Source organism: Caballeronia sp. GAFFF2, assembly GCF_023631485.1.
Lineage (GTDB): Bacteria > Pseudomonadota > Gammaproteobacteria > Burkholderiales > Burkholderiaceae > Caballeronia.
In genome coordinates this window covers 460,659-486,606 of the sequence record NZ_JALQDA010000035.1, presented here as the reverse complement: position 1 = coordinate 486,606, position 25,948 = coordinate 460,659, and the positions used below count along the sequence as shown (strand labels likewise).

Genomic DNA, 25,948 nt, shown 5'->3' with positions numbered 1-25,948 from the left:
AGCTCGTTACCGGGCAGCCGATAACGCGTATACCGGCGCTAACGGCGATTCATCCGCTCTCCCGCGCAACTACAACGTTTAGCCGGTCTCAGTATGTCAGCCACTTCGTCCTTGCGCGATTCCATTCTGGCCACGCCTTCGACCACGGACGGACCGATCACGGCGGCCATTCGCGCGTCGCTGCTATCCACCCTCGTCGAGGACATTCGGCCGCTTCTGCTCTCCGGTCTTTCCAGCGCTTTCGTCGCGACGATCGCGCTCTTGCGTCTGCATGCGCTCTGGACCGTGCTCTGGCTCGGCGCCGATGTGCTGTTGCTCGCGGCGCGCGTCGGTATCGTGTGCCGGTATCGCGCGTTGAGCCGCCCGGACGCGCCGCATCCCGAGCCCTGGGCCGCGCGCTATGCGCCCTTCGCGCTCCTTGCGTGTCTCGCGCTGGGACTCGGCGCGATGGCCTGCGTCATCTCCGGCGATACCGTGCTGGCCGCGCTCGCGATCATGGTGACGGCGGGATTGCTCGGCGGCATCGCATCGCGCAATGCGGGCACGCCGTATCTCGTCAGCGCGCAGATTTGCCTCGGCGCGGCGCCTATCGGTTTTGGCGCGCTGCTCGCGGGCGGAAGTTTCTGGATGCTCGTGCCGCCGCTTTTCCTGTATATCGGCGCGATGGGCTCGGTCGTGCGCCGCCACTATCGCACGCTCGTCGCGCTGATGATCGCGGAGCAGCGTCACGCCGAACTCGCCGCGCGCTTCGACGCCGCCCTCGCCCACATGCCGCACGGCCTTTGCACCGTCGATGCGGAAGGCAAGGTGATCATCGCCAATCGACGGGCGGCGGAACTGTTCGGCTCGACCGTCGAGATGTTGCGGCTGAACATATCGTTGCCGGATTTCATCGGCCATGCGGGACTCGCGAAGTTCGGCGAGACCTTGCGTGCGCAACTGGTCGAACGTTGCGCGCTGTGGCTGAAAGACGGGCAAGGCGCGCTCGAACTGACTCTCGCCGATGGCCGGCAACTCGAACTTTGCCGTAACGCGGTGCCGGACGGCAGCGCGGTGATCATCATCGAGGACGTGACGGAGCGGCGCCGCTCGGAAGCGCGGCTTCTGCACTGGGCGCATCACGATTCGCTCACGGGACTGCCCAACCGCCGCTATCTCGGCGATCACGCCGAACGGCTGATGGCGAACGGCGCGAGCCGCGAGAAGGTCATGGTGATGTATGTCGATCTCGACGGCTTCAAGCGCGTCAACGACACGCATGGCCACAACGCGGGCGACGAGCTGCTGACCCAGGCCGCCGACCGCCTGCGTAACGCGATGCGGCGCGGCGAGCTGGTCGCGCGGCTCGGCGGCGACGAGTTCGCCATCGTGGCGACTTACATTGCGCGAACGTCGGGTGCGGCATTCGCGCGGCGCATCATTGGCGATCTGTCGGCGCCTTACGAACTCGACGATGGGGGTATTGCGCGCGTGGGCGTGAGCGTCGGTATCGCGCTGGCGCGACGCGGCGAGTTGTTCGAGAGCGCCCTGAAACGCGCGGATGCGGCGCTCTACGAAGCGAAGCGCGAGCAACGCGGCACCTACCGGTTCGCGGCAGGCGACGAGGATCTGTTTCAGGTCGATGCGCACGCGGAAGCGCATCGCGAAGGTTGATCGAACGCGCATCGGCATGCGCCTTTCAAAACGCCGCGCCCTGCAAGCCGCTTCGCGAACACGTATCCTTGCGGCTTCACACAGGGATCATCCATGTCGACACCAGCATCGTCCGGGCTCGATGGCGCGCGGCGCATCGAGCTCACGCGCGGCCTGATCGCGCTTTTTGCGTTTTGCTGCGGCGCCATCGTCGCGAATCTGTATTACGCGCAGCCGATCACCGAACTCATCGCGCCCGATCTGCACATGAAAGGCGGCACCGCGAGTCTGATCGTCTCGTTGACGCAGATCGGCTATGCGCTCGGCCTCTTCTTCATCGTGCCGCTCGGCGATCTGCTCGAAAACCGTAAGCTCATGATCGTGACCGCGCTCGTTTCCATCGCGAGCTTGACGGCCGCCGCGTTCTCGCACGATCCCGTCTGGTTCCTCTGCATCTCGCTTCTCGTGGGGTTTTCATCCGTCGCGGTGCAGATCCTGATTCCGCTCGCCGCGCATCTCGCGCCCGACGAGTCGCGCGGCAAGGTCGTCGGCACGATCATGAGCGGTTTGCTACTCGGCATCCTGCTTTCGCGGCCGATTTCCAGTGTGGTCGCGGGCCACTTCGGCTGGCGCGCCATGTTCGGCGCGGCCGCCGTGCTGATGGTCATCGTGACCAGCGTGCTTGCCTTCACCATTCCGCGCCGTCAGCCGAGCCATCAGGCGACTTACTTCGAACTGATCGCCTCGCTCGGCCATCTCGTGCGCACGATGCCCGTGCTGCGTCATCGCTCGCTGTATCAAGGGCTGATGTTCGCTTCGTTCAGTCTCTTTTGGCCGCCATACCCGCCGAGCTCACGCGCGGCTTCGGGTTGACGCAGACGCAGATCGGCTTGTTCGCATTGATCGGCGCGATGGGCGCCACTTCCGCGCCGATCGCCGGCCGCCTCGCCGATGCCGGTCACACCGTGCGCGCCACCTTCATCGCGCTGGCGCTTGCGGCGCTCGCGTATCTTCCGGCGTTGATTCATCCGGCATGGGGCGTGGGCGCGCTCGTCGTCACGGGCGTGGTGCTCGACTTCGCGGTGCAAATGAACATGGTGCTCGGCCAGCGCGAAATCTACGCGCTGCATGCGACGAGCCGGAACCGGCTGAATGCCGTGTATATGACGAGTATCTTCGTGGGTGGCGCGTGCGGCTCGGCACTGGCGGGCCCGCTCTACGAGCACGGCGGCTGGACGCTGGTGGGATGGGTCGCCACGGCGTTCCCGCTCGTGGCGTTGGTGCATTACCTCGCGCTCGGCCGACACACCGCCGCGCGCGGTCACTGATCTGGGCTCGCCACTCAGGGCTTCGGAATGCGGATACGGCTGATCATCAACGAGCCGGAGACGGCATAAACGAGCGTCAAGGGATGCAGCGTGAAGCCCGCGAATTCCCACGCGCCGAACCAGAGATTCGCGCCGACCGCGTTGTACCAGCCCGCGATGCCGAGCATCAACACGATGGCAAACGACGTCGGAATGGGCGTGCCTTCGAAGTGCGTGACCTTGCCGCTGCCGGCCGACATTTCCTCGGTGGTCACGTTATAACGCGCAAGCCGCGAGACGCCGCACGCGACGAAATACGCGAGCATCACGCGGTCATAGAGGCCGCGCATGCCGCACGCATAACCGATGACCGCCGGCGCCACGCCGAACGAGATCACATCGGCGAGCGAGTCGAGCTCTTTCCCCAAGAGCGACGCCTTCTGGCGCCAGCGCGCGATACGGCCATCGAGTACGTCGAAGACGAGCGCGGCGAACACCAACGCGCACGCAAGATAGATATGGAGGACGTCGTTGTCGTCGAGATAGGACATTGACGAGAACAGCGCGCCCGTGCCGCAGACCGCGTTGCCCAGCGTGAACCAGTCGGCCAGATGAAACTCGCGGATCATCGAGAAACGTTTCTTGCCGGTGTTGTTGGTATTCATGGCGAACTCGTGAGGGCGCGACGTCCCTAATGGTTTGAAAAACTGCTCAAGTCTATCATTCAAAGAGGCCATGGCTTGCGCAGAAAGCGTCGGAAATCGAAAGATCTTCGCCGATTATTTCCACTTTGGCCGATTCACGAAATTTTTTACAGAAACGATTGAACTTCGCCCGAGGCTGGCTATGCTCGATAGCAAGACGCGCGGCCGCTTCAACCTGAACGTGAACGTACACGTTGCTTTATAATCGGCTCGTTTACGTATCCGCGAGTGCATTCACATGACGACGAAGCCCGCGCTTCTGACTATTCGCGACGCCGCCGAGCGTCTTCAGGTCACGCCGCGCACGCTGAAGTATTACGAGGAGCGCGGTCTCGTCACGCCGGACCGCAGCGAGGGACGTTACCGGCTGTACAGCGAACAGGATCTGGAGAAGTTCGCGCGCGTTCTGCGGCTGCGTTCGCTTGGCTTTTCCTTGCAAGGCATTACCGAGATCCTCAAGCGCCCGCTGGAAACGCTCGGCGCGGGACGCACGGGTTTTTCGCCGGATTCGCTGCGCGAGATCGAACAGGCGTTGTCGCAACAAATCGATTCGCTCGATGCGCGGATTGCCAGCGTGCGTCGTGAACTCAAGGAAGCGCAAGCCGTGCGCGGCGAGCTCAACGCGGACCTTGATTACTTGCGGCGGAGAATCGCCGGAGAAAGCAAGGAAGACTTGTTTCAGGAGCGTATGGCCGCGCAGAAAAAGACGAAGCGCGGCAACCAGCCAGGCAGTCAAGAGGTCGATGGCGAATGACCGCAGCACGCTTACCACGCTTACCCGCACCAAAGCTTGGCGCCGCCACGCTTCGCGACGTCATGTTTCCGTGGGCCATCGCGCTTGCCACCGGACTCGATTACTTCGACAACTCGATCTTCTCTTTCTTCACGAGCTATATCGCGGGCGGCATCAACTCATCGACCGACGAACTCGTGTGGGCGTCGAGTGCCTACGCGGTTGCGTCCGTGCTTGGCATCCTGCAACAGCAATGGTGGATCGAGCGGCTTGGCAACCGGCGGTATGTCGGCGGAAGTCTCTTTCTGTTTGCCGCCGGCGCGATAGCCGCGACACTGTGCGAATCGTCGTTCGAACTGGCGCTCGCGCGCGGCTTTCAAGGCTACTTCATCGGCCCCATGATGAGCGCGTGCCGCATCCTCATTCAGATGCGCTTCACGCCGCAGCAACGTCCGCGAGCGACGCGCGCGTTTCTCAACATGATCTTGCTCGGCAGCGCCCTTGCGCCGCTCATCGGCGGATATCTGGTCGCGTCGTTTGGCTGGCGTGCGCTATTCACGAGCACGGCGATAGCGGGAGCCGCGTGCGGCCTCTTCGTGCTGCTCGCCGTGCCGTCGAGCGGACGCGTGCAACCCGAAGCGCGCGGCGAGGCGCATTTCTGGCCGTACATCATGTTCGCGTTTGCGCAAGGCGCGTTGCAGATCGTCATGCAGCAAGTGCGCTTTCAACTCTTCAGCAGCTCGCCGCTGCTCATCATGCTCACGGCGGCGGGACTTTTTGCGCTCGGCTGGTTCGTGTGGCATCAGTGGCATCATCCGCGGCCGCTCATCCGCTTGCATGCGTTGCGCGAGAAGCCGTTTCGCGTGGGCATCATGTTGTATATCGCGTTCTATTACGTGAACACCACGCTCAGTTTTCTTGTCTCGCGTTTTCTCGAAGGCGGGCTGCACTATCCGGTGGAGAACGCCGGCAGGCTCACAGGCTGCACGTCGCTCGTCGCGCTTGCCGCGGCTTATTTGTACTTTCGCTACTCGGCGCGCGTCGCGCACAAGAAGTGGCTGATCGGCACGGGCTTTCTAATCTCCGCGTTCGTCAGCGTGTGGATGGTGAACATGCCGCCCGATGTCAGCCTGCCATGGCTCATCGCGCCGCTCACGCTGCGCGGCATGGTGCTGCTGTTCATCGCGCTGCCGGTGGCGAATATCACGTTCCGCATTTTCGCGATCGAGGAGTTCAACCATGGTTATCGCTTCAAGAACATCGTCAAGCAACTGACGGTGTCGTTTTCCACGGCGACGGTGATCATTCTCGAACAGCATCGCGCGGCCGTGCATCAGACGCGGCTCGTGGAGCGGGTCAACCCATTCGATCCGGTGTTTCAGGAGACGTATGCACGGCTGATAGGCGGCTTCGAGGCCCTGGGACGAAACGCCGCCGATGCAAAAGGACTTGCGCTCGCGGAAATAGGCCGCGCGGTGACCCAGCAAGCGAGCTTTCTGAGTTCGCTGGACGGCTTCTGGTTCGTGATGGGTGTGGCGCTTTGCGGCGCCGCGCTGGCGTTCTGGCAAAAGCAGATCAATTGACGAAGCGCGCGACACTCGCCGCGCGCGCCAACCTTAGCCTTCATGCTTCAACCGATCCCTTCGGCTCATGCATCGGGCAGCCGTTGCGCTCACCACGAAAGCGCGACGACATCTCGTAAGCCGGCTTGCGCGAGCGCATTACGCCGCCCAACGGTCGATGCGCCTCCACCCCATGCCAAGGACTGAACGCCATGCCATCGTCGATAGCGGCCGCGCGACTATCGCTCCACGAAGTCTGCGGCGCCACGCGAATCCGCGCCACAGTCACGTATGGACTTTCATCTTCCGGCCAGCGCTTCGATGCATCTTCGATCGGCATCTTCTCGATATCCGTTGCAAGCTGCACGCGCACTTCCCATTCGCCGCTATTGGCCGCGAAGAAATCGCTGACGGCTTCGCGCAGGCCGTTGGGTTTATCGTCGAGATCGACGGGCGCATCCGTCAAGGCGGTCAGTTCCGGCGATACCGGCGCCACGCTGATCTTCCCGAAGTACTGACCATAGAGGTGCGGCACGGCCGTATAGAACGTTTCGCCGAGAATATGCGTTTCGGGATGTCCGCCAAGACTCTTGATCGTGCCGCTCTCGCCGCCGAGTTTTTCGATCACCGCTTCCGTGCCGCGCAACACAGCCGAAAGCGCCTGCTTCGTGCCGGGCATTTTGTCGGTGGTCTTGGCGAGCAACTTCAGGTTACCGAGGAAGGCTTTGGGCGTCGCCGCCGTGAACGCGGGCGCATTGATCATCACCAAGTCTTGCGTGACATCGCCTTCGCTCCCGGGCAAGCGCGCGCCTTCCACGCCGATCACCTTCAGCGCGAGGCCGCGCGGTGTCGAGACTTTGTCATCGAGAATATCGCCGGGATTCGTCGATAAACGCAGCACCACCGGATACGTGCCGCCGTGCGCGAAGATGCCTTGTGCGAGCTCAGGCGCCAAGCCATCGACCACTTGCAGCTCTCCGGTCAGAAGCCCGTGACTCTTCGCGTGCACGCTGCGGATTGCGTGACCGCTATCGGCGTAAGTCTTCTCCGTGATGCTACGCATGGCTTCGGCGAGTTGCTGCGTGGTCTCGGCTTCGTCGTCGGGGATTTGTTCGAACGAGGGATCGAAAGGCAACGGTTGATAGGCGCGCGTATCCATTTGAACTCCGGGGACGTTGGTATGTTTGGCTACTCAGCAACGCCCGTACCAACGCGCTTTAGCTCACCCCTCGCGCAACATCTCGTCCACGGCGCGGATCGCCAGCACGTATCCTTGCACGCCCAGACCGCAGATCACGCCACGCGCCGCAAGCGAGATCAGCGAGTGCCGATACTGCTCGTCACGCCGATGAATATTCGTCACGTGAACCTCGACGAGCGGCTTCGAAATAAGCTTCACGGCGTCGAGCACGGGTATCGACGAGAATGAAAATCCGGCCGGGTTGATGACCACCGATGCGTCCTTTTCAAACGCTTCTTGCAGCCAGTCGACCATCACGCCTTCATGGTTGGTCTGACGAAAATCGCATTGCAGACCGAGTTCGTCGGCGAGCGCTTCGCAACGCGATTGCACTTGCGCGAGCGTCGTCGTGCCATACAAATGCGGCTCGCGCTTGCCAAGCAAGTTCAGATTGGAGCCGTTCAAAACATAGACGAGAGGTTTCATGTTGTCGATGAGTCAATGAGTGTTCGATTGCATCGGCGCCTGCGCCGTCGCGCCGATCACTTCAGCGGTGGAATCGGTACGGTTCAGGTCGATGCCGAGCGTTTCGGGCGCGGTGAGGATCATCGCGAGCGAGATGACGTTGAAGATCACGCACACCGCCACGACGCCCCACGGCGAACCGTTGCACAGCGCGAAGAGCCAGACCGCGACGACCGGCATCGGGCCGCCCGCGATCAGGTTCGCGCCGGTATAGGCGAGCGCCGAGCCAGAGTAGCGCACGTTGGTCGGAAACGCTTCGGCGAACGCGACCGGTTGTATGCCGCTCTGGAACTGCGTGAAGCCGAGGAAGAAGCCCATCGCGAGGAGCATCGGCAGGAAGCTTTTCGTGTCGAGAATCTGGAAGTAGACGAAAAGCATCAGCAAGGTCGCCGTCGAACCGATTGCCAGCGCCTTCCTTCTTCCGATGCGGTCACTCAGCATGCCGCCCGCCAGCGCGCCCACGATGGCGCAGACATTCGCGCCCATCAGCAGCAAAAAGCCGGTCTGCTTCGGCACGCCGAGCGTCTTCGTCACATAGCTCAGCGAGAACACGACGATCAGATAGAAAATCGCCGCCGGTCCGCAAAAGAAGAGCATCCAGCGCAGCACGGTGCGCCAGTGAAGACGCAGGGCGTCGCGCAAGGGACTGCCGACATCCGCGACTTCGGTTTTCGACAAGGCGACGAACGCGGGCGTCTCCGCCACGCGCAAGCGGATATACACGCCGACCATCACGAGCACGAAGCTCAGGACGAAGGGAATGCGCCAGCCGTAGGCATCGAAGGATTCGGCCGACATGGCCGATGAAAGCGTAAGCAGCACGCCGTTCGCCATGATCTGCGAGAGCGGCGAGCACAGACCGAGGAGGCCCGAATATTTGCCACGCGCGCCGGGGCTCGCGTGCTCGATCGCCATCAATTGCGCGCCGGTCGATTCGCCGCCGAGCGCAAAGCCTTGCAGGATACGCAGGATCACGAGCAGCGTGGGCGCCCATACGCCGATGCTCGCGTAAGTCGGCAAGAAGCCCATCAGCATGGACGCGAGGCCCATCACGGTGACGGTGCCGAGCATGAGATTGCGGCGGCCGAGCTTGTCGCCGAGATGCCCGCAGATGATCGCGCCGAGCGGCCGCGCCGCGAGCCCGACGCCGAAGGTGGCAAGCGAGGCGAGCAGCGCGGAGGTCGAATCCATCGCGGGGAAAAAGAGCTTGGGTAGCACGGTCGCGGCAAGCGCGCCGTACAGGGTGAAGTCGAACCATTCCAGCGCCGTGCCGATGGCGGCGGCCGTGACGGCTCGGGTGCGCATCGACTGGTGCGCGGTGTCTTCCATGTGCGATTGCATCTTGTCTCCTCTTCGGGCGTGTCTCTGTGTACGTTCATTCGCTTACCCGGGAATCGTCGTATCCCGATAAAACGATGTGGCGCACAGATTAACAGCGCCGGGTGGGATACCGTTCCAGCGTGGAATCTCTTCCCGCAATATGCAATCATGCGCGAATCATCGACTCGAACGATAGGTAAAACCCATGCCCGGCGTCACCGAACGAACGCTTTCCGTCCTCGAATTCCTCGCGACGCAAATGGAAGGCACGCCGCTCGCGATGATCTCCGATCAACTCGAAATTCCACGTAGCGCGTGCCATCGGCTGCTAGTCGATCTCAAGCAGTGCGGCTACGTGCGGCAATTGCGCGAACACGGCGACTACGTGCTCACGACCAAGCTCGTCGGGCTCGGCCTCAGCTATCTGGCAACGTCGGGCATCGTCGATATCGCGCAGAGCATGCTCGACCGGCTCGCGGAAAGCTCGGGCGAACTGGTGCGGCTCGCAATCGTCGATGGCGACCGGCTGACGTGGGTCGCGAAGTCGCAAGGCGCGCTCAAGGGCCTGCGCTACGACCCGGACATGGGCATGGACACGGTCTTGTCTTGCAGCGCCACCGGCCACGCCTGGATGATGACCATGAGCGACGAACGCGCGCTCGAACTCGTGACGCGGCAAGGCTTCGGCGCGCCGAAGCAATACGGCCCGCGCGCGCCGACCACGGTGACGGGTTTGCTCGAATTCGTGCACGCCGCCCGCATGCGCGGCTACGCGACCATCTACGAAGTCTTCGCGCCCGGCATGACGGCCATGGCGGCGCCCGTGCAGCGGCGTGGTTATCCGGCAATCGGCGTCATCAGCATCGCCGGGCCGGCCGTGCGGCTCACCGAGAAGCGCATGGCCGCGCTTGGCTCGACGTTGCTTGCGGCCGCCGGCGAACTGGCAGCGGCGAGTCTTGCGTCACCGCTTTTTGGGCGCGTTCGGTAACGTTCGGTCGCGTGATGCTGCGGGAAATCCCCACGTTTCATTTGCGGCACATTGCATACAATGAATCCCGTTCACTCCCATAAAGGGGCCTCGATGGCTGTCATAAGCGCCGCTTTGCATACAATCACGCCTGATACGTCTCGTCCTGGCGATGACGTCTATCTCGCCATCAAGCGCGCGCTTGCCGGCAACGAGTACGGCGCGGGCCAGTATCTGCGCGAGGAACAACTCGCCAAGAGTTTGGGCGTGAGCCGCACGCCGGTGCGCGAAGCGTTGCGAAGACTCGACGCCGAAGGCTGGGTCGAAACGCGTCCGAACTACGGTGTGCGCGTCAAGGCGTGGACCCTGCAGGACGCGCGCGAAATTTTCGAGTCGCGTCTCTTGATCGAGCCGTATCTAGCGGGGCGCGCCGCACTCAAGATCGAGCCTGCCGATATCGAGCGCCTTCGCACGCTGGCGGACGCCATGCTCGCCATTACGCATCGTCCGTCCACGGCCGAATCGTGCGAGGCATGGTTCACCGCGAACGGCGAATTCCACGCCATCGTCACCGCCGCCGCGAACAACGCGCGGCTCGACCGGTCGCTCAAGTCGATGAAGGAAACGCCGCTCATCAAATGGACCTTCGACGCCTACAGCGACGAAGACCGCGAACGCAGCGCGCGTCAGCACTTCGAGATCGTGCTCGCGCTCGAACAGCGCAATGCGGTGTGGGCGGAAGCCATCACGCGCTGTCACATCATGGCCGCCGAAAAGGCCGTGCTGGACCGCCACGAGCGGGAGCATCTCAGTCCGTAGCGTTGTTGCCCCTTGCACCGTCGATAAAAAACCGTCGCACACGAAAGACATCGGAGACACGACATGCAGCCAAGTACGGTGAACGCCGGTCCGCGTCTGGACCGCCTGCCCATTTCCGGGTTCCACAAGCGCGTGCTCTGGCTGATCGGCGCGGGCATGTTCCTCGATTCCTTCGATATCTATCTCGCGGGCGGCGTGCTCGGCGCGCTCTCGAAGACCGGCTGGTCGTCCATGCATCTGAACGCGGCGTTTTTATCGTCGACGTTCATCGGCATGTTGCTCGGCGCGTTCACCGCGGGCGTGCTCGGCGACGCCAAGGGCCGCAAGTTCACGTATCAGTTCAATCTCGCGGTCTTCGGGCTCGCGTCGATTGCGGGCGCGTTTGCCCCGAACATGACCTGGCTCATCGTCTGCCGGTTCTTCATGGGCCTGGGACTTGGCGCGGAGATCGTCGTCGGTTATGGATCGGTCGGCGAATTCATGCCACCCGCCGTGCGCGGCAAATGGTCGGCGTATCTGTCGCTCATCACCAATTCGGCGCTGTTCTTTTCGACCTTCCTCGGCTATTTGATCATTCCGACCATCGGTTGGCGCGCCATGTTCGCTATCGTTGGCGTGGGCGCGATGATCGTCTGGGTCATCCGCAAGAAGATGCCCGAGTCGCCGCGCTGGCTCGAATCGAAAGGCCGTTACGACGAGGCCGAAGCAATCCTGCGCGCCGCCGAGGAAGAGTCGGCGCGCGTGCGTCCCTTGCCGCCGATTGCCGACCTACCGCGCGCCATCACCAAGAAAACCACGCTCATCGAGCTGTTTTCGGGCGCACTGATTCGCCGCACGTTCGTTTCGATCGTCGTGCAGGTCGCGGTGAACATGGTGATCTACGGCTTCATCGTGTGGGTGCCCACGTTCCTGATGAAGCAAGGCATCGGCATGGCTTCGTCGCTCGGATACACCACGCTGATGTCGCTCGGCGGCCCGGCGGGCGCGCTCGTCGGCGTGCTGATCGCGGACAGGATCGGCCGCAAGAACGGTTTGATCGCGGTGGCCGCGCTCGCCGCGGTCATCGGCTGGTTGTACAGCCATTCGACCAGTGTCGAAATGGCGACGCTTCTCGGCTTCATCCTCTTCACGCTGACGTATCTCATGGTCGCGCTCGGCATTGCCACGTATATCCCCGAACTCTTCGCGACCGAAAACCGCATGCGCGCAAATGGCATAGCCGGATGCGCGGGCCGCATCACCGGCATTTTCGCGCCGCAGCTCGTCGTAGTGATGTACGCGACGGGCGGCATCAAGGACGTGTTGTCGATGATCATCGGCGCGTGCGTGGTGATGGCCGTCGTGCTCGCGGTCTTCGGCATCGAAACGAACAAGCGCTCGCTCGAAGAGATCGCGCCGACGCTCGATACGGACGCCGACGCCGCGCTGACGTTATCGCGCGAATCGCATCATTGACTCTGCAACGTCGAACTTCACACAAGGACACGCTATGAACACCACCAGTCAGGCTAAACGGCAGGCATTGAAGGCACGTTTCGCGCAGAAGGAAATCGTGACGGCGCCCGGCATCTTCGACATGATCTCCGCGAAGATGGCCGATTCAATGGGCTTCGATTGTCTCTACATGACGGGCTTCGGCACGGTCGCGTCCTATCTGGGCTTGCCCGATGCGGGACTCGCGACCTATACGGACATGGTGAATCGCGTCGCGGCGTTTTGCGGCGGCACGAACACGCCGATGATCTGCGATGGCGACACCGGCTACGGCGGCTTGCTGAACGTCGCGCATACGGTGCGCGGTTACGAACAGGCGGGCGCGGCGGGCATTCAGCTCGAAGATCAGGAATTCCCGAAAAAGTGCGGCCACACGCCGGGACGCCGCGTGATTCCGCTCGAAGACATGGTGCGCAAGATCAAGGTGGCGGTCGAGAGCCGTACCGATGACGGGTTTCAGATCGTCGCGCGCACGGATGCGCGTACGTCGCTCGGACTCGACGAAGCGTTGCGCCGTGGCGAAGCCTATGCGAAGGCAGGCGCCGATGTATTGTTCATCGAGTCGCCGGAAAGCGTGGAGGAGCTGGAAAAGATCGGCCGCGCCTTCGATATGCCCTTGCTCGTGAACGTAGTGGAAGGCGGACGCACGCCGCAACTCGCGCCCGATGAATTGCAGAAGCTCGGCTTCTCGCTGGCGATTTATCCGGCGTCCGGCTTCCTCACGGTCGCGAAGGCTCTCAAGGATGTGTACGGCCAGATCCTCGCGAAGAAGAGCACCGAAGGCGCGAAGGACGCGATGTATCCGTTCTCGGACATGTGCGAGTTGATGGGCTTCGCGCAAGTGTGGGCGTTCGATCGCGAGCACGCGGATTGATTCGTCCGCGCACTCGAACGCGTCATGCGCCTCATGCGCGCGGCTTGAAGATGCCGTTGAGCTTGTCGCCGGGCGCGGCATCCGCGAAGCCGTCGAAGCGCCCTTCCACGAGGCCTTCCGCCGCGCGCATGACGCCGCCCCAGGCCGCGCGTGCCAGCGCGCCGCCGACGCTCACGCGCCGTACGCCCAGCGCGGCGACATCGGCAAGCGTGAAATCGGATGCCGAGCCAATCAGCAGATTGACGGGCTTCGGCGCGACGGCCGCAACCACCGCCGCAATCTGCTCGCGCGTCTTGATGCCGGGCGCGTAGAGGCAATCGGCGCCGGCTTCGGCGTAGGCCTTCAGACGCGCGATGGCATCGTCGAGGTCCGGTTTGCCCGCGAAAAAATTCTCGGCGCGGCCAATCAGCAACGTGTCGCCGCCGTTCTCGTCGATGGCGCGGCGTGCGGCCTTCATGCGCTCCGCCGCGACATCGATGGCGAACAAGGGCGCGGATTCATCGCCGGTGGAATCTTCGATCGATAGTCCCGCCACGCCGGTCGCTAACGCCAGCTTCACGCTCGCTGCAATCTCTTGCGGCGTCTTGCCAAAGCCGCTTTCGAAGTCCGCGTTGACGGGAAGGTCGGTGGCATCGACCAGTTCCTTCAGATGCGCGAGAACGGCGTCGCGCTCGACCGTGTTGTCGGCGTGACCCTTGGACCAGGCAAAGCCGGAACTCGTCGTTGCGATCGCCTTGAAGCCCAGTGTTTCGAGGTATCGCGCGCTGCCGATGTCCCATGGATTGGGCAAGACGAAGCAGCCGGAATCATGAAGTGCGCGGAAGGCCGAGCGTTTTTCGGCGACGGTGCGAGGCATGAGCGTGTCTCCCTGGTTGGTCGCCCATGATCTTGCGGTTGGAGATGAAGCGCAAGGGCAAGGCCCAAGCAATGCGCTCGCTTCTCGCGCAACCGCTACGCGATCTGGCCTTCGGCCGAACCGCCCGCGGCTCTGACGGCGAGCGCGTCGCCGACATCTTCCATATCGGCCAGCGAATCGCTCGCATCCGCCAGGCCAAGATTGCGTCGCCAACTCGCGGGCGGCGTGCCGAACTCGCGCTTGAACGCGCGATTGAACGCCGCCTCGGATTCATAACCCACTTGCTCGGCGACGGCCGCAAGCGAGCTGGTCCCGTTGCGCAATTCCTGCGCGGCAATCTGCAGACGCCAGCGCGCAAGATATTGCATAGGCGGCTGGCCGAGCAGTTGGGTGAAGCGCTGCGCCAGCGCGGAACGCGAGAGGCCTGCCTTGCGCGCGAGTTCATCGACGGTCCAGCCGTGTGCCGGCTGCGCGTGCAGCAACGCGAGCGCGCGTCCCACGAAACGATCACTCACGCCCGCGAGCCAGCCTTTGCGATCGTCCGGCAATGCGTCGATGCAGCGCCGCACCGCTTCCACGAAAAGCAGTTCCGACAATCGCGCCAGCACGATCGCGCTGCCGACGCGACATTCGGCGGCCTCGACAGCCGCGAGTTTGAGCGATGTTTCGAGCCACGCCGATTGCGGGTCGTTGCGCATGTCGACCTTGAACAAGCGCGGCAGTGCCGCGAGCACGGGATTGGTCAGGGTATCGTCGCAAGCGAGAAAGCCGCAGATCAGGCGCGTGTGCGCGCCGCCTCCGCCATAACTCAGCTTCATCACTTCGCCCGGCGACGTTTCCAGATACTTCGAGAGCATGGCGCTTGCCGACGCGGGCGTGAGTTCGAGCGAACTGCCCATCAGATGCGCTTCGCCCTGAGGCACGACAAGCAATTCACCCGCGCTCACGTGAATGGCGGAAGCGGGGTCGCCTGTAAGCGAGGCCCAGCAACTGCCTTCCGTGATGAGGTGATACGAGACGATGCGCTCGGTGCGCGGCAGAAACGTCGCGCACAAGTCGGGCGTGGCGTGGCCGAAGACGCACCAGGGCGCTGTGAATTCGCCATTTAGATAAACCGCCCCGCCGAGACGCACGAGGCGAAGCACGTCGGAAAGCGCATCCATGTAGGCGCCCATCAGTTTCGGCGTCCTGCGCAAAATATCTGGACGCGTGGTCATTCCATAAGCCGGCTCGCGTGCTGATACTAGCACTCATGCGACCTTGCAACAACGAACACGAAACGGTTCGTCGGACGAGACGCGCATCCACGAAACAGGAGGACGGCATGAGTCAGGCAGAGGAATATCGCGGTCAATGTTTTTGCGGTGCAGTGCAATTCACGGTACATGGAAAACCAGAAGGCATGGGCTACTGCCATTGCGCGTCGTGCCGAAGCTGGTCGGCAAGCCCGCTCAACGCCTTCACGCTCTGGCAGCCCGAGGCATTGGAAGTGACGCGCGGCGCGGATGATATCGGCACTTACAACAAGACCGAGAACAGCTATCGCAAATGGTGCAGGAACTGCGGCGGTCATCTCTTCACGGAACATCCGGGGCTCGGGCTCGTCGATGTCTTCGCCGCCAACCTGACGGACTTTCCCTACGAAGCCGGTGTGCACGTCAATTACGCCGAAACGGTGTTGCGCATGAAAGACGGCTTGCCCAAACTGAAGGACTTTCCAGCCGAATTGGGCGGCTCGGGCGTGAGCGTGGCCGAATGATCGCTAGATTGCCCGTTGCCGCGCGGGCAGTCTCGATTGCGATATCGCGGCGCCATCGGAACAGCAGCACATCATGCATGTCGCATCGCTGCCCTTGCCTTTTCAGGAGTTCGTCATGACCGCAGCCGATCCCGCTTTCTCGCCCGCCGCCGACCTCGCCGCCGTCAAGGTTCGTCAACAAGCCGCCTGGTCGACGGGCAACTACGCCGTCGTCGGCACCACGCTGCAGATCGTCGGCGAGAATCTTTGCGAAGCGCTCGACTTGCGCGCGGGCAGCCGCGTGCTCGACGTCGCCGCCGGCAACGGCAACGCGACCCTCGCCGCCGCGCGCCGCTGGTGCGATGTCACGTCGACCGATTACGTCGCCGCGTTGCTCGATGCAGGCCGCGCCCGCGCCACGGCTGAAGGGCTCGCCGTGCAGTTTCAGGAAGCGGACGCGGAAGCGCTACCCTACGCCGACGCATCGTTCGATATCGTGATGTCCACGTTCGGCGTAATGTTCACGCCCGATCAAGCCAAGGCGGCCCGCGAACTTGCGCGCGTGTGCAAACCAGGCGGCAAGATCGGGCTCGCGAACTGGACGCCGGAGAGTTTCATCGGACAAGTGTTCAAGACGATCGGCAAATACATTGCGCCGCCAGCCGGCGTGACGTCGCCTGCGCTCTGGGGCACGAAGGCGCGGCTCGACGCGCTGTTCGACGGCAGCGCGCAGGAAATCGTCGCGACGAGTCGTGATTTCACGTTTCGGTATCGCTCGGCCGCGCATTTCATGGACGTGTTCCGCACGTATTACGGGCCGATGAACAAGGCTATCGGCGCACTCGAAGGCGAGCGTCAGGCGGCGTTTCTAGGTGAGATGATGGCGCTGATCGAGAGCCGCAATCGTTCGGGCGACGCGACGCTCGTGCTGCCAAGCGAGTACCTCGAAGTCGTGGTGACGCGGCTGTGAAAGGCTCAAAACGCCGCCGGCTTTTCGACTGCGGCTCGCGCCTGTGGTCGTCCGTCTGCCTGTTCGGCCTTCGATACGGCCACGTGCTTCTGGCGCTGCCGCTCTGCTCGTCGGTATGTTTCTTCGGATGGCGGTTCGCGTTGTCGACTTTAGGGCTGGGTGTTTAGGCCGGTTTCGCCACGCTCGCGTGCGCGGCGAAACCGGTGCGGTCATCGTGTGTTATTCCGTCAGGTGCTACCCTGCGAGGCGCGAATGCCGCAAAGGGCCCGATATCCATGAGACAGGCGATCACCATCAGAACCGTTGCGAGCGCGCTCTTGCTGCTGCTCGCTTCGCTTCACGCGTTCGCTCAATCCTCGCGTCCGTCCGATGCGCAGATGCTCGGCATTCTGCTCGTTGCGAATCAGGCCGAGATTGCGACCGGTCAGCTTGCGTTGCGCCGGACGCAATCGCGCAGCGTGCAGAGCTTCGCGAGCCGGATGGTCTCGGAACACGGACAGGTCTATCAGGAAGGCTTGGCGCTGTTGCAAAGACTCGGCGCAGAGGCGCAGCCAAGCGGCGTAAGCGACGACCTGACACGACAAACGCGCGATGACCTGCAAACCCTCGACAACGCCGATGCCCGTGATTTCGACCTTACTTATCTGAACCGCGAAGTCTTCTTCCTGCAACAGCTCGTGAAGTCCGTGGATGGCTTCATCCGTTCGACTACAAGCGCCGATCTCAAGACGTTGCTCGTGCGCTCGCGTCCGTCCTTCATTCTGCAACTGGATCAGGCGCACAGGCTGCAACTGGCGCTCGATCGTCCGGGCTTTTCGCATTGACAAAAAAACGCGGCGGCCCGGAAAGGCCACCGCGTTCGTCGAACAACGCTTTGCAGCGATTACTTCAGGTCGAAGCGGTCTGCATTCATCACCTTCGTCCACGCCGCCACGAAGTCGCGCACGAACTTCTCCTTGCCGTCTTCGCTTGCATAGACTTCGGCGAGCGCGCGCAGTTGCGCATGCGAACCGAAGATCAGGTCGACGCGCGTTCCCGTCCACTTCACCGCGCCGGTCTTGCGATCGGCGCCTTCGAACGCGTCACGCGCTTCCGTGATCGGCGTCCACTCCGTTTCCATATCGAGCAAGTTGCGGAAGAAGTCGTTGGTCAGCGTCTCCGGCTTGTCCGTGAACACGCCGTGCGTCTCGGTCCCGGCGCGCACGTTCAAGACGCGCAAGCCACCGACGAGCGCGGTCATTTCAGGCGCGGTCAGGTTCAGCAACTGCGCCTTGTCGATCAGCAACGCTTCCGCCGGCACGCCGTACTTCTGCTTGAGATAGTTGCGAAAGCCATCGGCGGCGGGTTCGAGCATGCCGACCGATTCCAGGTCCGTCTGATCCTGCGACGCATCCATGCGGCCCGGCTTGAACGGCACGCTCACCTTGTGCCCCGCCTTGTCCGCGGCCTGCTCGATACCCACGCCGCCCGCAAGCACGATCAGATCGGCAATCGACACTTTCTTGCCGCCCGACTGCGCGCCGTTGAACTCGCCCTGAATGCCTTCGAGCGCCTTCAGCACCTTCGCCAGTTGCGCCGGCTGATTGACTGCCCAGTCTTTTTGCGGCGCGAGACGAATACGCGCACCGTTCGCGCCGCCGCGCTTGTCCGAGCCACGGAACGTCGAAGCCGATGCCCACGCGGTCGTCACCAGTTCCCCGACCGATAACCCTGCCGACGCGATTTTCTGCTTCAACGCGGCCACATCCTGCTCGTCGATCACGGGATGATCGAGCGCGGGAATCGGGTCCTGCCAGACGAACTCTTCCTGCGGCACTTCCGGCCCGAGATAGCGCGCACGCGGTCCCATGTCGCGGTGCGTGAGCTTGAACCACGCCTGCGCGAAGGCATCGGCGAACTCTTGCGGGTTGTCCTTGAAGCGGCGCGAGATCTTCTCGTAAGCCGGATCGAAGCGTAGCGACAAGTCCGTGGTCAGCATGGTCGGCCGCAGCTTTTTCGACGCATCGTGCGCGTGTGGAATGGTCTCCGCCGAATCTTTGGCGATCCACTGATTCGCGCCCGCCGGGCTCTTGGTGAGTTCCCATTCGTGGCCGAAAAGGTTCTCGAAGAAGCCGTTGCCCCATTGCGTCGGCGTCGAGGTCCAGGTGACTTCGAGACCGCTCGTGATGGTGTCCGCGCCACGGCCCGTGCCGAACGTGCTGTTCCAGCCGAGGCCCATGGTTTCAAGTTCGGCGCCTTCCGGCTCCGCGCCCACGTTATCCGACGGACCCGCGCCGTGCGTCTTCCCGAAGGTGTGGCCACCCGCGATCAGCGCGACGGTTTCTTCGTCGTTCATGGCCATGCGGCCGAAGGTATCGCGAATATCATGCGCTGCCGCAAGCGGATCGGGGTTGCCATCCGGGCCTTCCGGGTTGACGTAGATCAGGCCCATCTGTACCGCGCCAAGCGGATTTTCCAGGTCGCGCCCGCCATCCGTGCGGCTTTGTTCGATGCCGTGCATTTGCGCATCGGCCGTGATCACGCCTTCATCGTCGTCCTTGCCGGCCGCGCCCTTGCCATAGCGGACATCGCCGCCGAGCCAGGTTTTTTCGTTGCCCCAGTAGACGTCCTGGTCCGGCTCCCACGTATCTTCGCGACCGCCCGCGAAACCGAGCGTCTTGAAGCCCATGGTTTCGAGCGCGACGTTGCCGGTGAGAATCAGCAGGTCAGCCCACGAGATTTTCTGACCGTATTTCTGCTTGATCGGCCAAAGAAGGCGTCGTGCCTTGTCGAGACTGACATTGTCCGGCCAGCTATTGAGCGGCGCGAAACGTTGCTGACCGCGCCCGCCGCCTCCGCGTCCATCGCCGGTGCGATACGTGCCCGCGCTATGCCATGCCATGCGGATGAAAAGCGGACCGTAGTGGCCGAAGTCGGCGGGCCACCACTCCTGCGAGTCGGTCATGAGCGCGGCGAGATCTTGCTTGACTGCCGCGAGATCGAGACTCTTGAAAGCTTCCGCGTAATTGAAGTTGCTGTCGAGCGGATTGGACTTGTTCGAATGCTGACTGAGCAGGTCCACGCGCAACTGTTTTGGCCACCAGTCACGGTTCGTCGTGCCACCGCCAGCGGTGTGATTGAACGGACACTTCGATTCGTTTGACATGCGTTACCTCCTTGGGGGACTTGCCTCTGCTTGCTTGTTTTACATGGCGCCGACGCGTGGTCCCGTGTGGACGAAGAAAGCGCCGGCTGTGTCGATGGGTCCGACCTTGGATTCAGGTTGCCGCCGATCATTCGTTGGCGTCACGCGTCTGACATGGTGCGTCGCACAAGCATCGTGTCGATGACAGCCGGCGGCATCCAACAATATATGTGAGAGCCGTCGGCAGATGAAATGCATTTGTGGCAATGCCGCCGATAGAACGCCCCTATAAGAATAGCGAGGCTCGCGAGAATTTGCAGGTGGAGTGTGAGCGACGGTCCGACGCCCTGGCGTTACGTCAAGTCGTCCATTCGGGAAATAGGCACCAAGTCGGCGATGTTGGACCATTTGACAACACACTGAGGCGTTGTCAAAATGTCCAACACCAAAGCGGTTTTGATTGAAGATCGCCGTAGCGCCATCACTGCGAGCGGGTTTGCCGAAACGGTCATCTGGCGGCTTCCGCATCCTGTACCGGGATGCCGGCACCTTTACAAGTATCGTCTTGCTTACGTGGTTTCCGGCCAGTGCGTGCTGCGTTACGACAACGAGCGAGATAAGGGCGACCATCGCCATTTCGTAGGTAACGAAACGCCCTACATGTTCTCCACGATCGAAAGACTGCTTGCCGACTTTCAAGCGGATGTGAATATATGGAATAGATGGAGGTCAAGATGAAGAAAACTGCGACGATCGGAATCTCCTCGCTCGATGAAGTCACCGAGCAGATTCTCGCGGCAGTGAAAAACGGCAAACCCCTCCACGGCCGCAACTTCTCCTACGCCACGCCCGAGCTCCTCTTTCGCACCTTCACCACGCCGCGCTGGCGCATCATTCGCGTGATGACGGGCGCGGGGCCGATGTCCATCCGCGAGCTCGCCCGCCGGCTCGAGCGCGATGTGAACGGCGTGCATCGCGATGTACAAGCGCTTTTGCAAGCCGGCCTCATGGAAAACGATGCGAACGGCGCGATTGTCTTTCCCTACGACACCGTGCACGTGAATTTCAAACTGAAGGCGGCAGACTTATCGCCGTTGGCGAGCGAGCGCGAGTCGGCAGCCGCGCCTGTTGTCGAAGATCGCGCGGCCTTGCCTCAACGTGCGCCGAGTACGCCACGCACATCACCCGCACCACGCGTATCACGCAAGCGCGCCGCAAGCGCACGACCGGCGGGTAATCGCTAGCCACCTAACTCCAGTCGTCCATGTCGTGCTTGATGCTGTGCCGATTTGCAATGAGCGTCTCAACGCTGGGCTCGTTATTCATCGCACGCTGAATGGCGAGCTTGGTCGCTTCGTAATTCGTGCGATACATGTCTTTCTTGTCGAGGTTCGCGTCGGTGGCGCAGCGCGGGTCGATCCACACGAGGCTGATGATGCACAGATCGTTGGCCTGATCCTTCGGCAAGATGCCTTCGATCAAGCAATCGACCACTGCGTCCGCCGTCGCGGATTGCACCACGCCGCCGAACAGGTCGATATTCGCCATGTCCTTGAGCGTGACCTTCGGGACGATGATCGTCGCGGGACGCACCAACTGGTTGCACGCGCGGATGGCGAACATGGCGGTATGCCCTTTCGACTGCGCCATCATGTTGGCGAAGGCGTGACCGACCGGCCCATCCACGCGGCCGATCAGGATTTCGGGCATTGCGTCGGTGGCTTGTCCGGGGGCGGCAAAAACGGTGGCCTCGCCGGCGCGAAACGTCAGGTCCAGACTCATGGTGTCTCCTTGCAGGGCTCGAAGTGGTCGAAGGAGAACAGCCAATGCAAGGACGATGCCAGAACAGATCCGGAGCCCGAGGCGCTTTACCGATCGACGATCACGCGCTGGCTGTACCAAAACAGTAACCGCTCAGCGTGACACTTTGTCCATCTCGCGACAAGCGCGACCTGCTCAGAACGTCGACAACGTCAACGTGTTCTGCACGGACTTCACGCCCGGCACGCCTTCCGCGATATGCGTCGCCAGATCGACCTGCGCCGTCTCCGGCACCCATCCCTCCAGCACTACGGCGCCGTTATTCGCTCGCACGGTGATGCCGCTCGCGCGCAAGCCTTTCGCTTTCTCGAGCGCATTGAGCACTCGCCGCACGAGCGCGCGGTCCGCAGCTTTCGACGATGACGCCGCCGCGCCCGTTACCGCCGAAGCCACTGTCACGCTTGCGGGCGACGCAAATTTCGCGGCGCCGCCCTGCGCGAACGCACACACCGATGCCATGCCGACACATGCGAGCGCCGCTGCCGTCGCGCGCACTCCAATTCGAATCAGAACCATAACCACCTCTCATGTGAAAATCAGCGCTTACTCAGAACCGATGCGTCATGCCAGCCGCGACCAGCGTTTCCGTTGCATTGAGCCCGTTCGGCGAGATACCCGGCCAGCCCGCCGTCGACGTGCCGTTGTTCTTGAGAAAGCCCGCGCGCCCGTAGAACGCCGTGCGCTTGGAAATGCTGTGATCGAAGCCCGCTTGCACGAGCCACGCGTTGTCGTGCACGCCACGCGCGACGCGCTGCATGGCCGCGATCTCGATGGTGTCGGCGGGCGTTGCCTGGATCGTCGCGCCTGCTTCCATCGTGCTGAACGGATGCCCGGCGTTCAGACGCGCGGCAAGCGAACCCGCGGGCGTATCCTTCGGGCGGTGATAGGCGTAGTTGAACTGGAAATTCACCGGCCCGACGCGATAGGCAAGCGCCCCCGTGAAGTGCTCCGTGCCGAGCGTCGGCAGCGTGGCGGGCAGGCCCGGCATGGTCTTCGAACCCGGATGCTGATTCTGATAAGCGACGCCCGCGTAGAGGCCGTGCCCCGTGTAACTCGCGGCGATGTCGAGCATGTTGCCGGTAGTCAGCGGGTACGGCTGCGCGACACTCGCCGCGAGCGCGTACATGCCCCGCAGCTCGACACCTCCCATGTTCTGGGTCTTGTAGACGATGGCGTTGCTCGAACGCCCGCCAGCCGTTTGCGTGGCGAGCGTATTGCGATCGACAGTCGTCGAGGCGGCGGCGAGCGGCGAGAGCGCTTCGTTGGCACGGAACGGGTCCGACGGATAGAGCAGCCAGAAGGTCGGCTGGTACTGACGCCCGACTTGCAGCGAACCGTACTTTTCGTGCGTCAGGGCAACCCAGGCCTGTCGATAAAACATGGCGGACGAGTCCACCTGCGACGTGCCGTTGTTGACGTTGAAGCCGCCTTCGAGCGTGAATACCGCCTTCAATCCGCCGCCCAGATCTTCGCTGCCTTTGAAGCCGAGCAGCGAGGCGCTATTGCCGCCGCTTCTGAGCGACCACGATTGCTGCCCGCCATTGGCGAGAAACTGGAAAAACGTGTCCGCCACGCCATACAACGTGACGCTGGACTGCGCGGCCGCGCTTCCTGCTGTCAGCCCGAGTATGGCGGCGCATAGCCCTTTGCTGCTGAAGCGCATGCATGTCTCCTGGTTATATCCTGCCGATTCGCGGCGAAACATCGCGATCGGGCGATGACCGCCATTGCAGCCACGTCATCGCCCTTCGCAGCCAGTGTTGCAGCGGCGCGCGGCAAGGCGACCCCCCTTGCAGGGTGGGGGATGGGATAACCCCGATTATTCAGCATGTCTTATTATCGAGATGCATCGCGATTTGAGCACGACGCGCGATTCCGCTATCCTGTTGCAACCGATACCAAAACGCCCCGCCGATGCTCACCCTCGACTCCCGCGACACCGCCATGCTGCAGGGCGCTTTCGGCGCCGGCCCCGCGCTTGCCATGCGCATCGTCGCTGCGACGGCGCGTGTCATGGACGCCAGCGCGCTCATCGACGTCACCTGCGCGCATATCGACGGCTGTCTGTATCACGGCGCGGCGAGTCTCGACTTCGTGGAACGTTTCGTCGCGAGCGGCGCGAAGATCGCGGTGCCGACCACGCTCAATGTCGGCTCGCTCGATCTGATTCACCCGGAGCTGTATCGCGGAGATTCGGCAACGGCCAACGCGGCGAAGCGCCTGATGAACGCGCATCTCGAACTCGGCTGCGAGGCGAGCTTCACGTGCGCGCCGTATCAGTTGAAGCATCGGCCGCGGCTCGGCGATCAGATCGCGTGGGCGGAATCGAATGCCATCGTGTTCGCCAATTCCGTGTTCGGCGCGCGCACCAGCCGTTACGGCGACTTTCTGGATCTCGCGGCGGCCATTACCGGCCGCGTGCCGCATGCGGGCTTGCATGTCACAGAGAATCGCGCGGCGCGGGTGGTGATCGAAGCGCCGGACTTGAACGCGTCGTCACATCGCGACGCCGACTTCGCCGCACTCGGTTTTCTGCTGGGCGGCGAAGCGGGCGCCACGGTCGCGGCCATCACCGGTTTGCCCGGCGACACCAGCGAAGACGAACTCAAGGCGCTCGGCGCGGCGGCGGCATCGAGCGGTTCGGTGGCGCTTTTTCATGCAGTCGGCATCACGCCCGAAGCGCCGACGCTCGATGCCGCGCTGCAAGGCCGCAGGCCCGAACGGACCGTCCGCGTGAGCGCCGCCGATCTCGCCGCCATCCGCCGCCGCTGGAATCAGGCCCGACCCGGCGCTCCGCTCGCCGCCGTGAGCCTCGGCACGCCGCATTTTTCCGTCGATGAATTCCGCGCGCTCTTGTCGCTCTTCGACCGCTACGAAGGCGCCATGCGTTGCGACTTGTACGTGAATACGAGCCGCTACGTGCTCTGGCAACTGGAAGACGACGGCACGGCGGAGCGGCTGGCCGCGCGCGGCGTGCAGATCGTCGTGGACACCTGCACGTACATCACGCCGGTAATGAAGCAGATCACCGGTCTCGTCATGACCAATTCGGGCAAGTGGGCGCATTACGCGCCCGCGAATATCGGCGTGACGGTGGCCTTTGGCAGCATGAACGAATGCGTACGCTCGGCGTTCGAAGGAAAGGTGTGTATCGATGAAGCCAACTGATTCCTTGAGCGCCACCGTGCTCGTTCCGGGCCGGGCGCGTGGCCTTTCCATAGCCCTTGCGCCGCTCAGTTTCTGGGGCGGCTACGACGCAGAGCGCGGCGTCATCGTCGACAAGACGCATGCGGGTTGCGGCCGAAGTCTCGCCGCGCGCGTGCTGGTCATGCCGCGTGCGCGCGGGTCGAGTTCGAGCAGCAGCGTGCTTGCCGAGGCCTTGCGCAATGGCATGGGGCCGTGCGGCATCGTGCTTGGCGAGCGCGATCTGATTCTGTCCATTGGCGCGATCACGGCCAACGAGCTGTACGGGCTGAACGTGCCCGTCGTCATGGTCGATGAACCCGCGCTCGCCACGCTAGGCAAAGGCGAATTCATGCTCGAGATCGACGCACCGGATCACGAAGACCCAACGCGCGAGGCATGCATTCGCGTCACCGCGCCATGATCGCCTCGACCACCGCGACAATCTGCTGCGCCGCGATCTTCACATGCTGTTCGAGCAGCTTCGCGCCGAGTTTCGCATCGCGCTTGCGGCATGCGGCGACCATCGCCATGTGCTCGTCGTGCGACTGCTGACGGATCGGCACCTGCTTCACCTGAAACCGGAAATAGCGGTCGCTGCGGTCGTGCAGCACGCGCAACATCTGCAGCGTGATATCGCGGTGCGCAGGCACGTAGAGCGTTTCGTGAAAGCGCCAGTTGAGTTGCCCCCACATGCCGGATTCCGCGCCGTCCATCTCCGTGACGAGATTTTCGGCCCGGGCAATTTCGCCTTCGGTGATATGCGGAATGGCTTGGGAAAACAGCCACGGCTCCAGACGCAAGCGAATCTCGAACGTCTCCTGCACTTCCTCGATCGACAACTCCGCCACGTACGCGCCTTTGTGCGGCACGTTCGTCAAAAGGCCCTCACCCGTCAGACGCGTGATCGCTTCGCGAATCGGCACGCGGCTCACGCCGAGCTCATCCGCGAGCGCTTCCTGCCGCAGCGCTTCTCCGGGCGCGAGATCGCCGCTCAGAATACGCTGCCGGATAGCGGTCGTGACGAGTTCGACCGTGGTCGTGCGCACGATCTTGCGGGTGGCGTCGCTCGCGGCGGCGGGTCTTGATTTCGGCGCGGCCAATGGCATGGCGTGGGTCTTCTTGGTTTCTGCTGCGGA

General features: G+C 62.9%; 25 protein-coding genes and 1 pseudogene. 15 read left to right on the top strand and 11 right to left on the bottom strand.

Annotated features, from left to right (window positions below; genetic code table 11):
• Positions 1-93 precede the first annotated feature (93 nt).
• A complete protein-coding gene (locus tag NCT04_RS28355) occupies positions 94-1,653 on the top strand; it encodes a sensor domain-containing diguanylate cyclase (RefSeq protein WP_250469162.1) in 1,560 nt (519 codons plus the stop codon).
• Between the two features lie 93 nt (positions 1,654-1,746).
• Positions 1,747-2,960 (top strand): annotated as a pseudogene (locus NCT04_RS28350) (MFS transporter).
• A 14-nt stretch (positions 2,961-2,974) separates the two neighbouring features.
• On the opposite strand, the gene pssA reads toward NCT04_RS28350, so the two are convergent.
• Positions 2,975-3,604 (bottom strand): CDP-diacylglycerol--serine O-phosphatidyltransferase, encoded by a 630-nt coding sequence (pssA, locus tag NCT04_RS28345; RefSeq protein ID WP_244830987.1) that lies wholly within the window; start codon positions 3,602-3,604, stop codon positions 2,975-2,977.
• A 277-nt stretch (positions 3,605-3,881) separates the two neighbouring features.
• On the opposite strand from pssA, the gene NCT04_RS28340 reads away from it, so the two are divergent.
• Both NCT04_RS28340 and NCT04_RS28335 read left to right on the top strand, forming a co-directional pair.
• Entirely contained in the window at positions 3,882-4,397 is a 516-nt protein-coding gene (locus NCT04_RS28340) for a MerR family transcriptional regulator (protein WP_250469153.1), read from the top strand.
• A complete protein-coding gene (locus NCT04_RS28335) occupies positions 4,394-5,959 on the top strand; it encodes an MFS transporter (RefSeq protein WP_502800704.1) in 1,566 nt (521 codons plus the stop codon). The genes NCT04_RS28340 and NCT04_RS28335 overlap by 4 nt, the downstream gene beginning before the upstream one ends.
• A gap of 40 nt (positions 5,960-5,999) precedes the next feature.
• Here the strand turns inward: NCT04_RS28335 and NCT04_RS28330 are convergent, their stop codons facing one another.
• From NCT04_RS28330 to NCT04_RS28320, 3 genes are all read right to left on the bottom strand, one after another.
• Positions 6,000-7,097 (bottom strand): catalase family protein, encoded by a 1,098-nt coding sequence (locus NCT04_RS28330; RefSeq protein WP_250469143.1) that lies wholly within the window; start codon positions 7,095-7,097, stop codon positions 6,000-6,002.
• A 63-nt stretch (positions 7,098-7,160) separates the two neighbouring features.
• A complete protein-coding gene (locus NCT04_RS28325; RefSeq protein WP_244830991.1) occupies positions 7,161-7,604 on the bottom strand; it encodes a type II 3-dehydroquinate dehydratase in 444 nt (147 codons plus the stop codon).
• Positions 7,605-7,616: 12 nt separating this feature from the next.
• Complete coding sequence (locus NCT04_RS28320) at positions 7,617-8,984, bottom strand: MFS transporter (RefSeq protein WP_250469141.1); 1,368 nt, start codon at positions 8,982-8,984, stop codon at positions 7,617-7,619.
• A 184-nt stretch (positions 8,985-9,168) separates the two neighbouring features.
• Here NCT04_RS28320 and NCT04_RS28315 point away from each other — a divergent pair, with 184 nt between their 5' ends.
• The 4 genes from NCT04_RS28315 to NCT04_RS28300 all read left to right on the top strand — a co-directional run bounded on the left by NCT04_RS28315 (position 9,169) and on the right by NCT04_RS28300 (position 13,117).
• The gene (locus tag NCT04_RS28315; RefSeq protein WP_250469139.1) at positions 9,169-9,951 is read left to right on the top strand and encodes an IclR family transcriptional regulator; all 783 of its coding nucleotides are present in this window, start codon (positions 9,169-9,171) and stop codon (positions 9,949-9,951) included.
• A gap of 93 nt (positions 9,952-10,044) precedes the next feature.
• Positions 10,045-10,749: a GntR family transcriptional regulator gene (locus tag NCT04_RS28310; protein WP_250469137.1), complete on the top strand. Its 705-nt coding sequence runs from the start codon at positions 10,045-10,047 to the stop codon at positions 10,747-10,749.
• A 63-nt stretch (positions 10,750-10,812) separates the two neighbouring features.
• Positions 10,813-12,204: an MFS transporter gene (locus NCT04_RS28305; protein WP_250469135.1), complete on the top strand. Its 1,392-nt coding sequence runs from the start codon at positions 10,813-10,815 to the stop codon at positions 12,202-12,204.
• A 34-nt stretch (positions 12,205-12,238) separates the two neighbouring features.
• A complete protein-coding gene (locus NCT04_RS28300) occupies positions 12,239-13,117 on the top strand; it encodes an isocitrate lyase/PEP mutase family protein (protein ID WP_250469133.1) in 879 nt (292 codons plus the stop codon).
• Positions 13,118-13,148: 31 nt separating this feature from the next.
• On the opposite strand, the gene NCT04_RS28295 is transcribed toward NCT04_RS28300, so the two are convergent.
• On the bottom strand, positions 13,149-13,973 hold the full coding sequence (locus NCT04_RS28295; RefSeq protein ID WP_250469131.1) for an isocitrate lyase/PEP mutase family protein: 825 nt from the start codon (positions 13,971-13,973) through the stop codon (positions 13,149-13,151).
• Between the two features lie 95 nt (positions 13,974-14,068).
• A complete protein-coding gene (locus NCT04_RS28290; RefSeq protein WP_250469503.1) occupies positions 14,069-15,136 on the bottom strand; it encodes an AraC family transcriptional regulator in 1,068 nt (355 codons plus the stop codon).
• Between the two features lie 161 nt (positions 15,137-15,297).
• On the opposite strand from NCT04_RS28290, the gene NCT04_RS28285 reads away from it, so the two are divergent.
• From NCT04_RS28285 to NCT04_RS28275, 3 genes are all read left to right on the top strand, one after another.
• The gene (locus NCT04_RS28285; RefSeq protein WP_250469130.1) at positions 15,298-15,732 is read left to right on the top strand and encodes a GFA family protein; all 435 of its coding nucleotides are present in this window, start codon (positions 15,298-15,300) and stop codon (positions 15,730-15,732) included.
• A 115-nt stretch (positions 15,733-15,847) separates the two neighbouring features.
• Positions 15,848-16,681: a class I SAM-dependent methyltransferase gene (locus NCT04_RS28280; RefSeq protein ID WP_250469502.1), complete on the top strand. Its 834-nt coding sequence runs from the start codon at positions 15,848-15,850 to the stop codon at positions 16,679-16,681.
• Between the two features lie 275 nt (positions 16,682-16,956).
• The gene (locus NCT04_RS28275) at positions 16,957-17,505 is read left to right on the top strand and encodes a DUF4142 domain-containing protein (protein WP_250469128.1); all 549 of its coding nucleotides are present in this window, start codon (positions 16,957-16,959) and stop codon (positions 17,503-17,505) included.
• A gap of 59 nt (positions 17,506-17,564) precedes the next feature.
• Here NCT04_RS28275 and katG read toward each other — a convergent pair whose 3' ends face one another.
• Positions 17,565-19,826: a catalase/peroxidase HPI gene (katG, locus tag NCT04_RS28270; protein WP_250469126.1), complete on the bottom strand. Its 2,262-nt coding sequence runs from the start codon at positions 19,824-19,826 to the stop codon at positions 17,565-17,567.
• Positions 19,827-20,240: 414 nt separating this feature from the next.
• Here katG and NCT04_RS28265 point away from each other — a divergent pair, with 414 nt between their 5' ends.
• Both NCT04_RS28265 and NCT04_RS28260 read left to right on the top strand, forming a co-directional pair.
• Complete coding sequence (locus NCT04_RS28265; protein ID WP_250469124.1) at positions 20,241-20,543, top strand: toxin-antitoxin system TumE family protein; 303 nt, start codon at positions 20,241-20,243, stop codon at positions 20,541-20,543.
• On the top strand, positions 20,540-21,049 hold the full coding sequence (locus tag NCT04_RS28260; protein ID WP_250469122.1) for an HVO_A0114 family putative DNA-binding protein: 510 nt from the start codon (positions 20,540-20,542) through the stop codon (positions 21,047-21,049). Before NCT04_RS28265 ends, NCT04_RS28260 begins: the two co-directional genes overlap by 4 nt.
• Before the next feature lie 4 nt (positions 21,050-21,053).
• Here the strand turns inward: NCT04_RS28260 and fae are convergent, their stop codons facing one another.
• From fae to NCT04_RS28245, 3 genes are all read right to left on the bottom strand, one after another.
• Positions 21,054-21,587 (bottom strand): formaldehyde-activating enzyme, encoded by a 534-nt coding sequence (fae, locus tag NCT04_RS28255; protein ID WP_244829773.1) that lies wholly within the window; start codon positions 21,585-21,587, stop codon positions 21,054-21,056.
• Between the two features lie 174 nt (positions 21,588-21,761).
• A complete protein-coding gene (locus tag NCT04_RS28250) occupies positions 21,762-22,142 on the bottom strand; it encodes a BON domain-containing protein (RefSeq protein ID WP_250469120.1) in 381 nt (126 codons plus the stop codon).
• A gap of 31 nt (positions 22,143-22,173) precedes the next feature.
• Positions 22,174-23,289, bottom strand: coding sequence for a porin (locus NCT04_RS28245; RefSeq protein WP_250469118.1), 1,116 nt, complete (start codon positions 23,287-23,289; stop codon positions 22,174-22,176).
• A 251-nt stretch (positions 23,290-23,540) separates the two neighbouring features.
• Between NCT04_RS28245 and NCT04_RS28240 the strand changes: the two genes are divergently transcribed.
• Together NCT04_RS28240 and NCT04_RS28235 are read left to right on the top strand one after the other, a co-directional pair.
• Positions 23,541-24,794 carry an aconitase X gene (locus NCT04_RS28240; protein WP_250469117.1) on the top strand — a complete coding sequence of 418 codons (1,254 nt, stop codon included), beginning with the start codon at positions 23,541-23,543 and terminating at the stop codon, positions 24,792-24,794.
• On the top strand, positions 24,781-25,233 hold the full coding sequence (locus NCT04_RS28235) for an aconitase X swivel domain-containing protein (RefSeq protein ID WP_250469115.1): 453 nt from the start codon (positions 24,781-24,783) through the stop codon (positions 25,231-25,233). The genes NCT04_RS28240 and NCT04_RS28235 overlap by 14 nt, the downstream gene beginning before the upstream one ends.
• Here the strand turns inward: NCT04_RS28235 and NCT04_RS28230 are convergent.
• Complete coding sequence (locus NCT04_RS28230) at positions 25,220-25,918, bottom strand: GntR family transcriptional regulator (protein WP_244831019.1); 699 nt, start codon at positions 25,916-25,918, stop codon at positions 25,220-25,222. The genes NCT04_RS28235 and NCT04_RS28230 overlap by 14 nt on opposite strands.
• Positions 25,919-25,948: the final 30 nt, after the last annotated feature.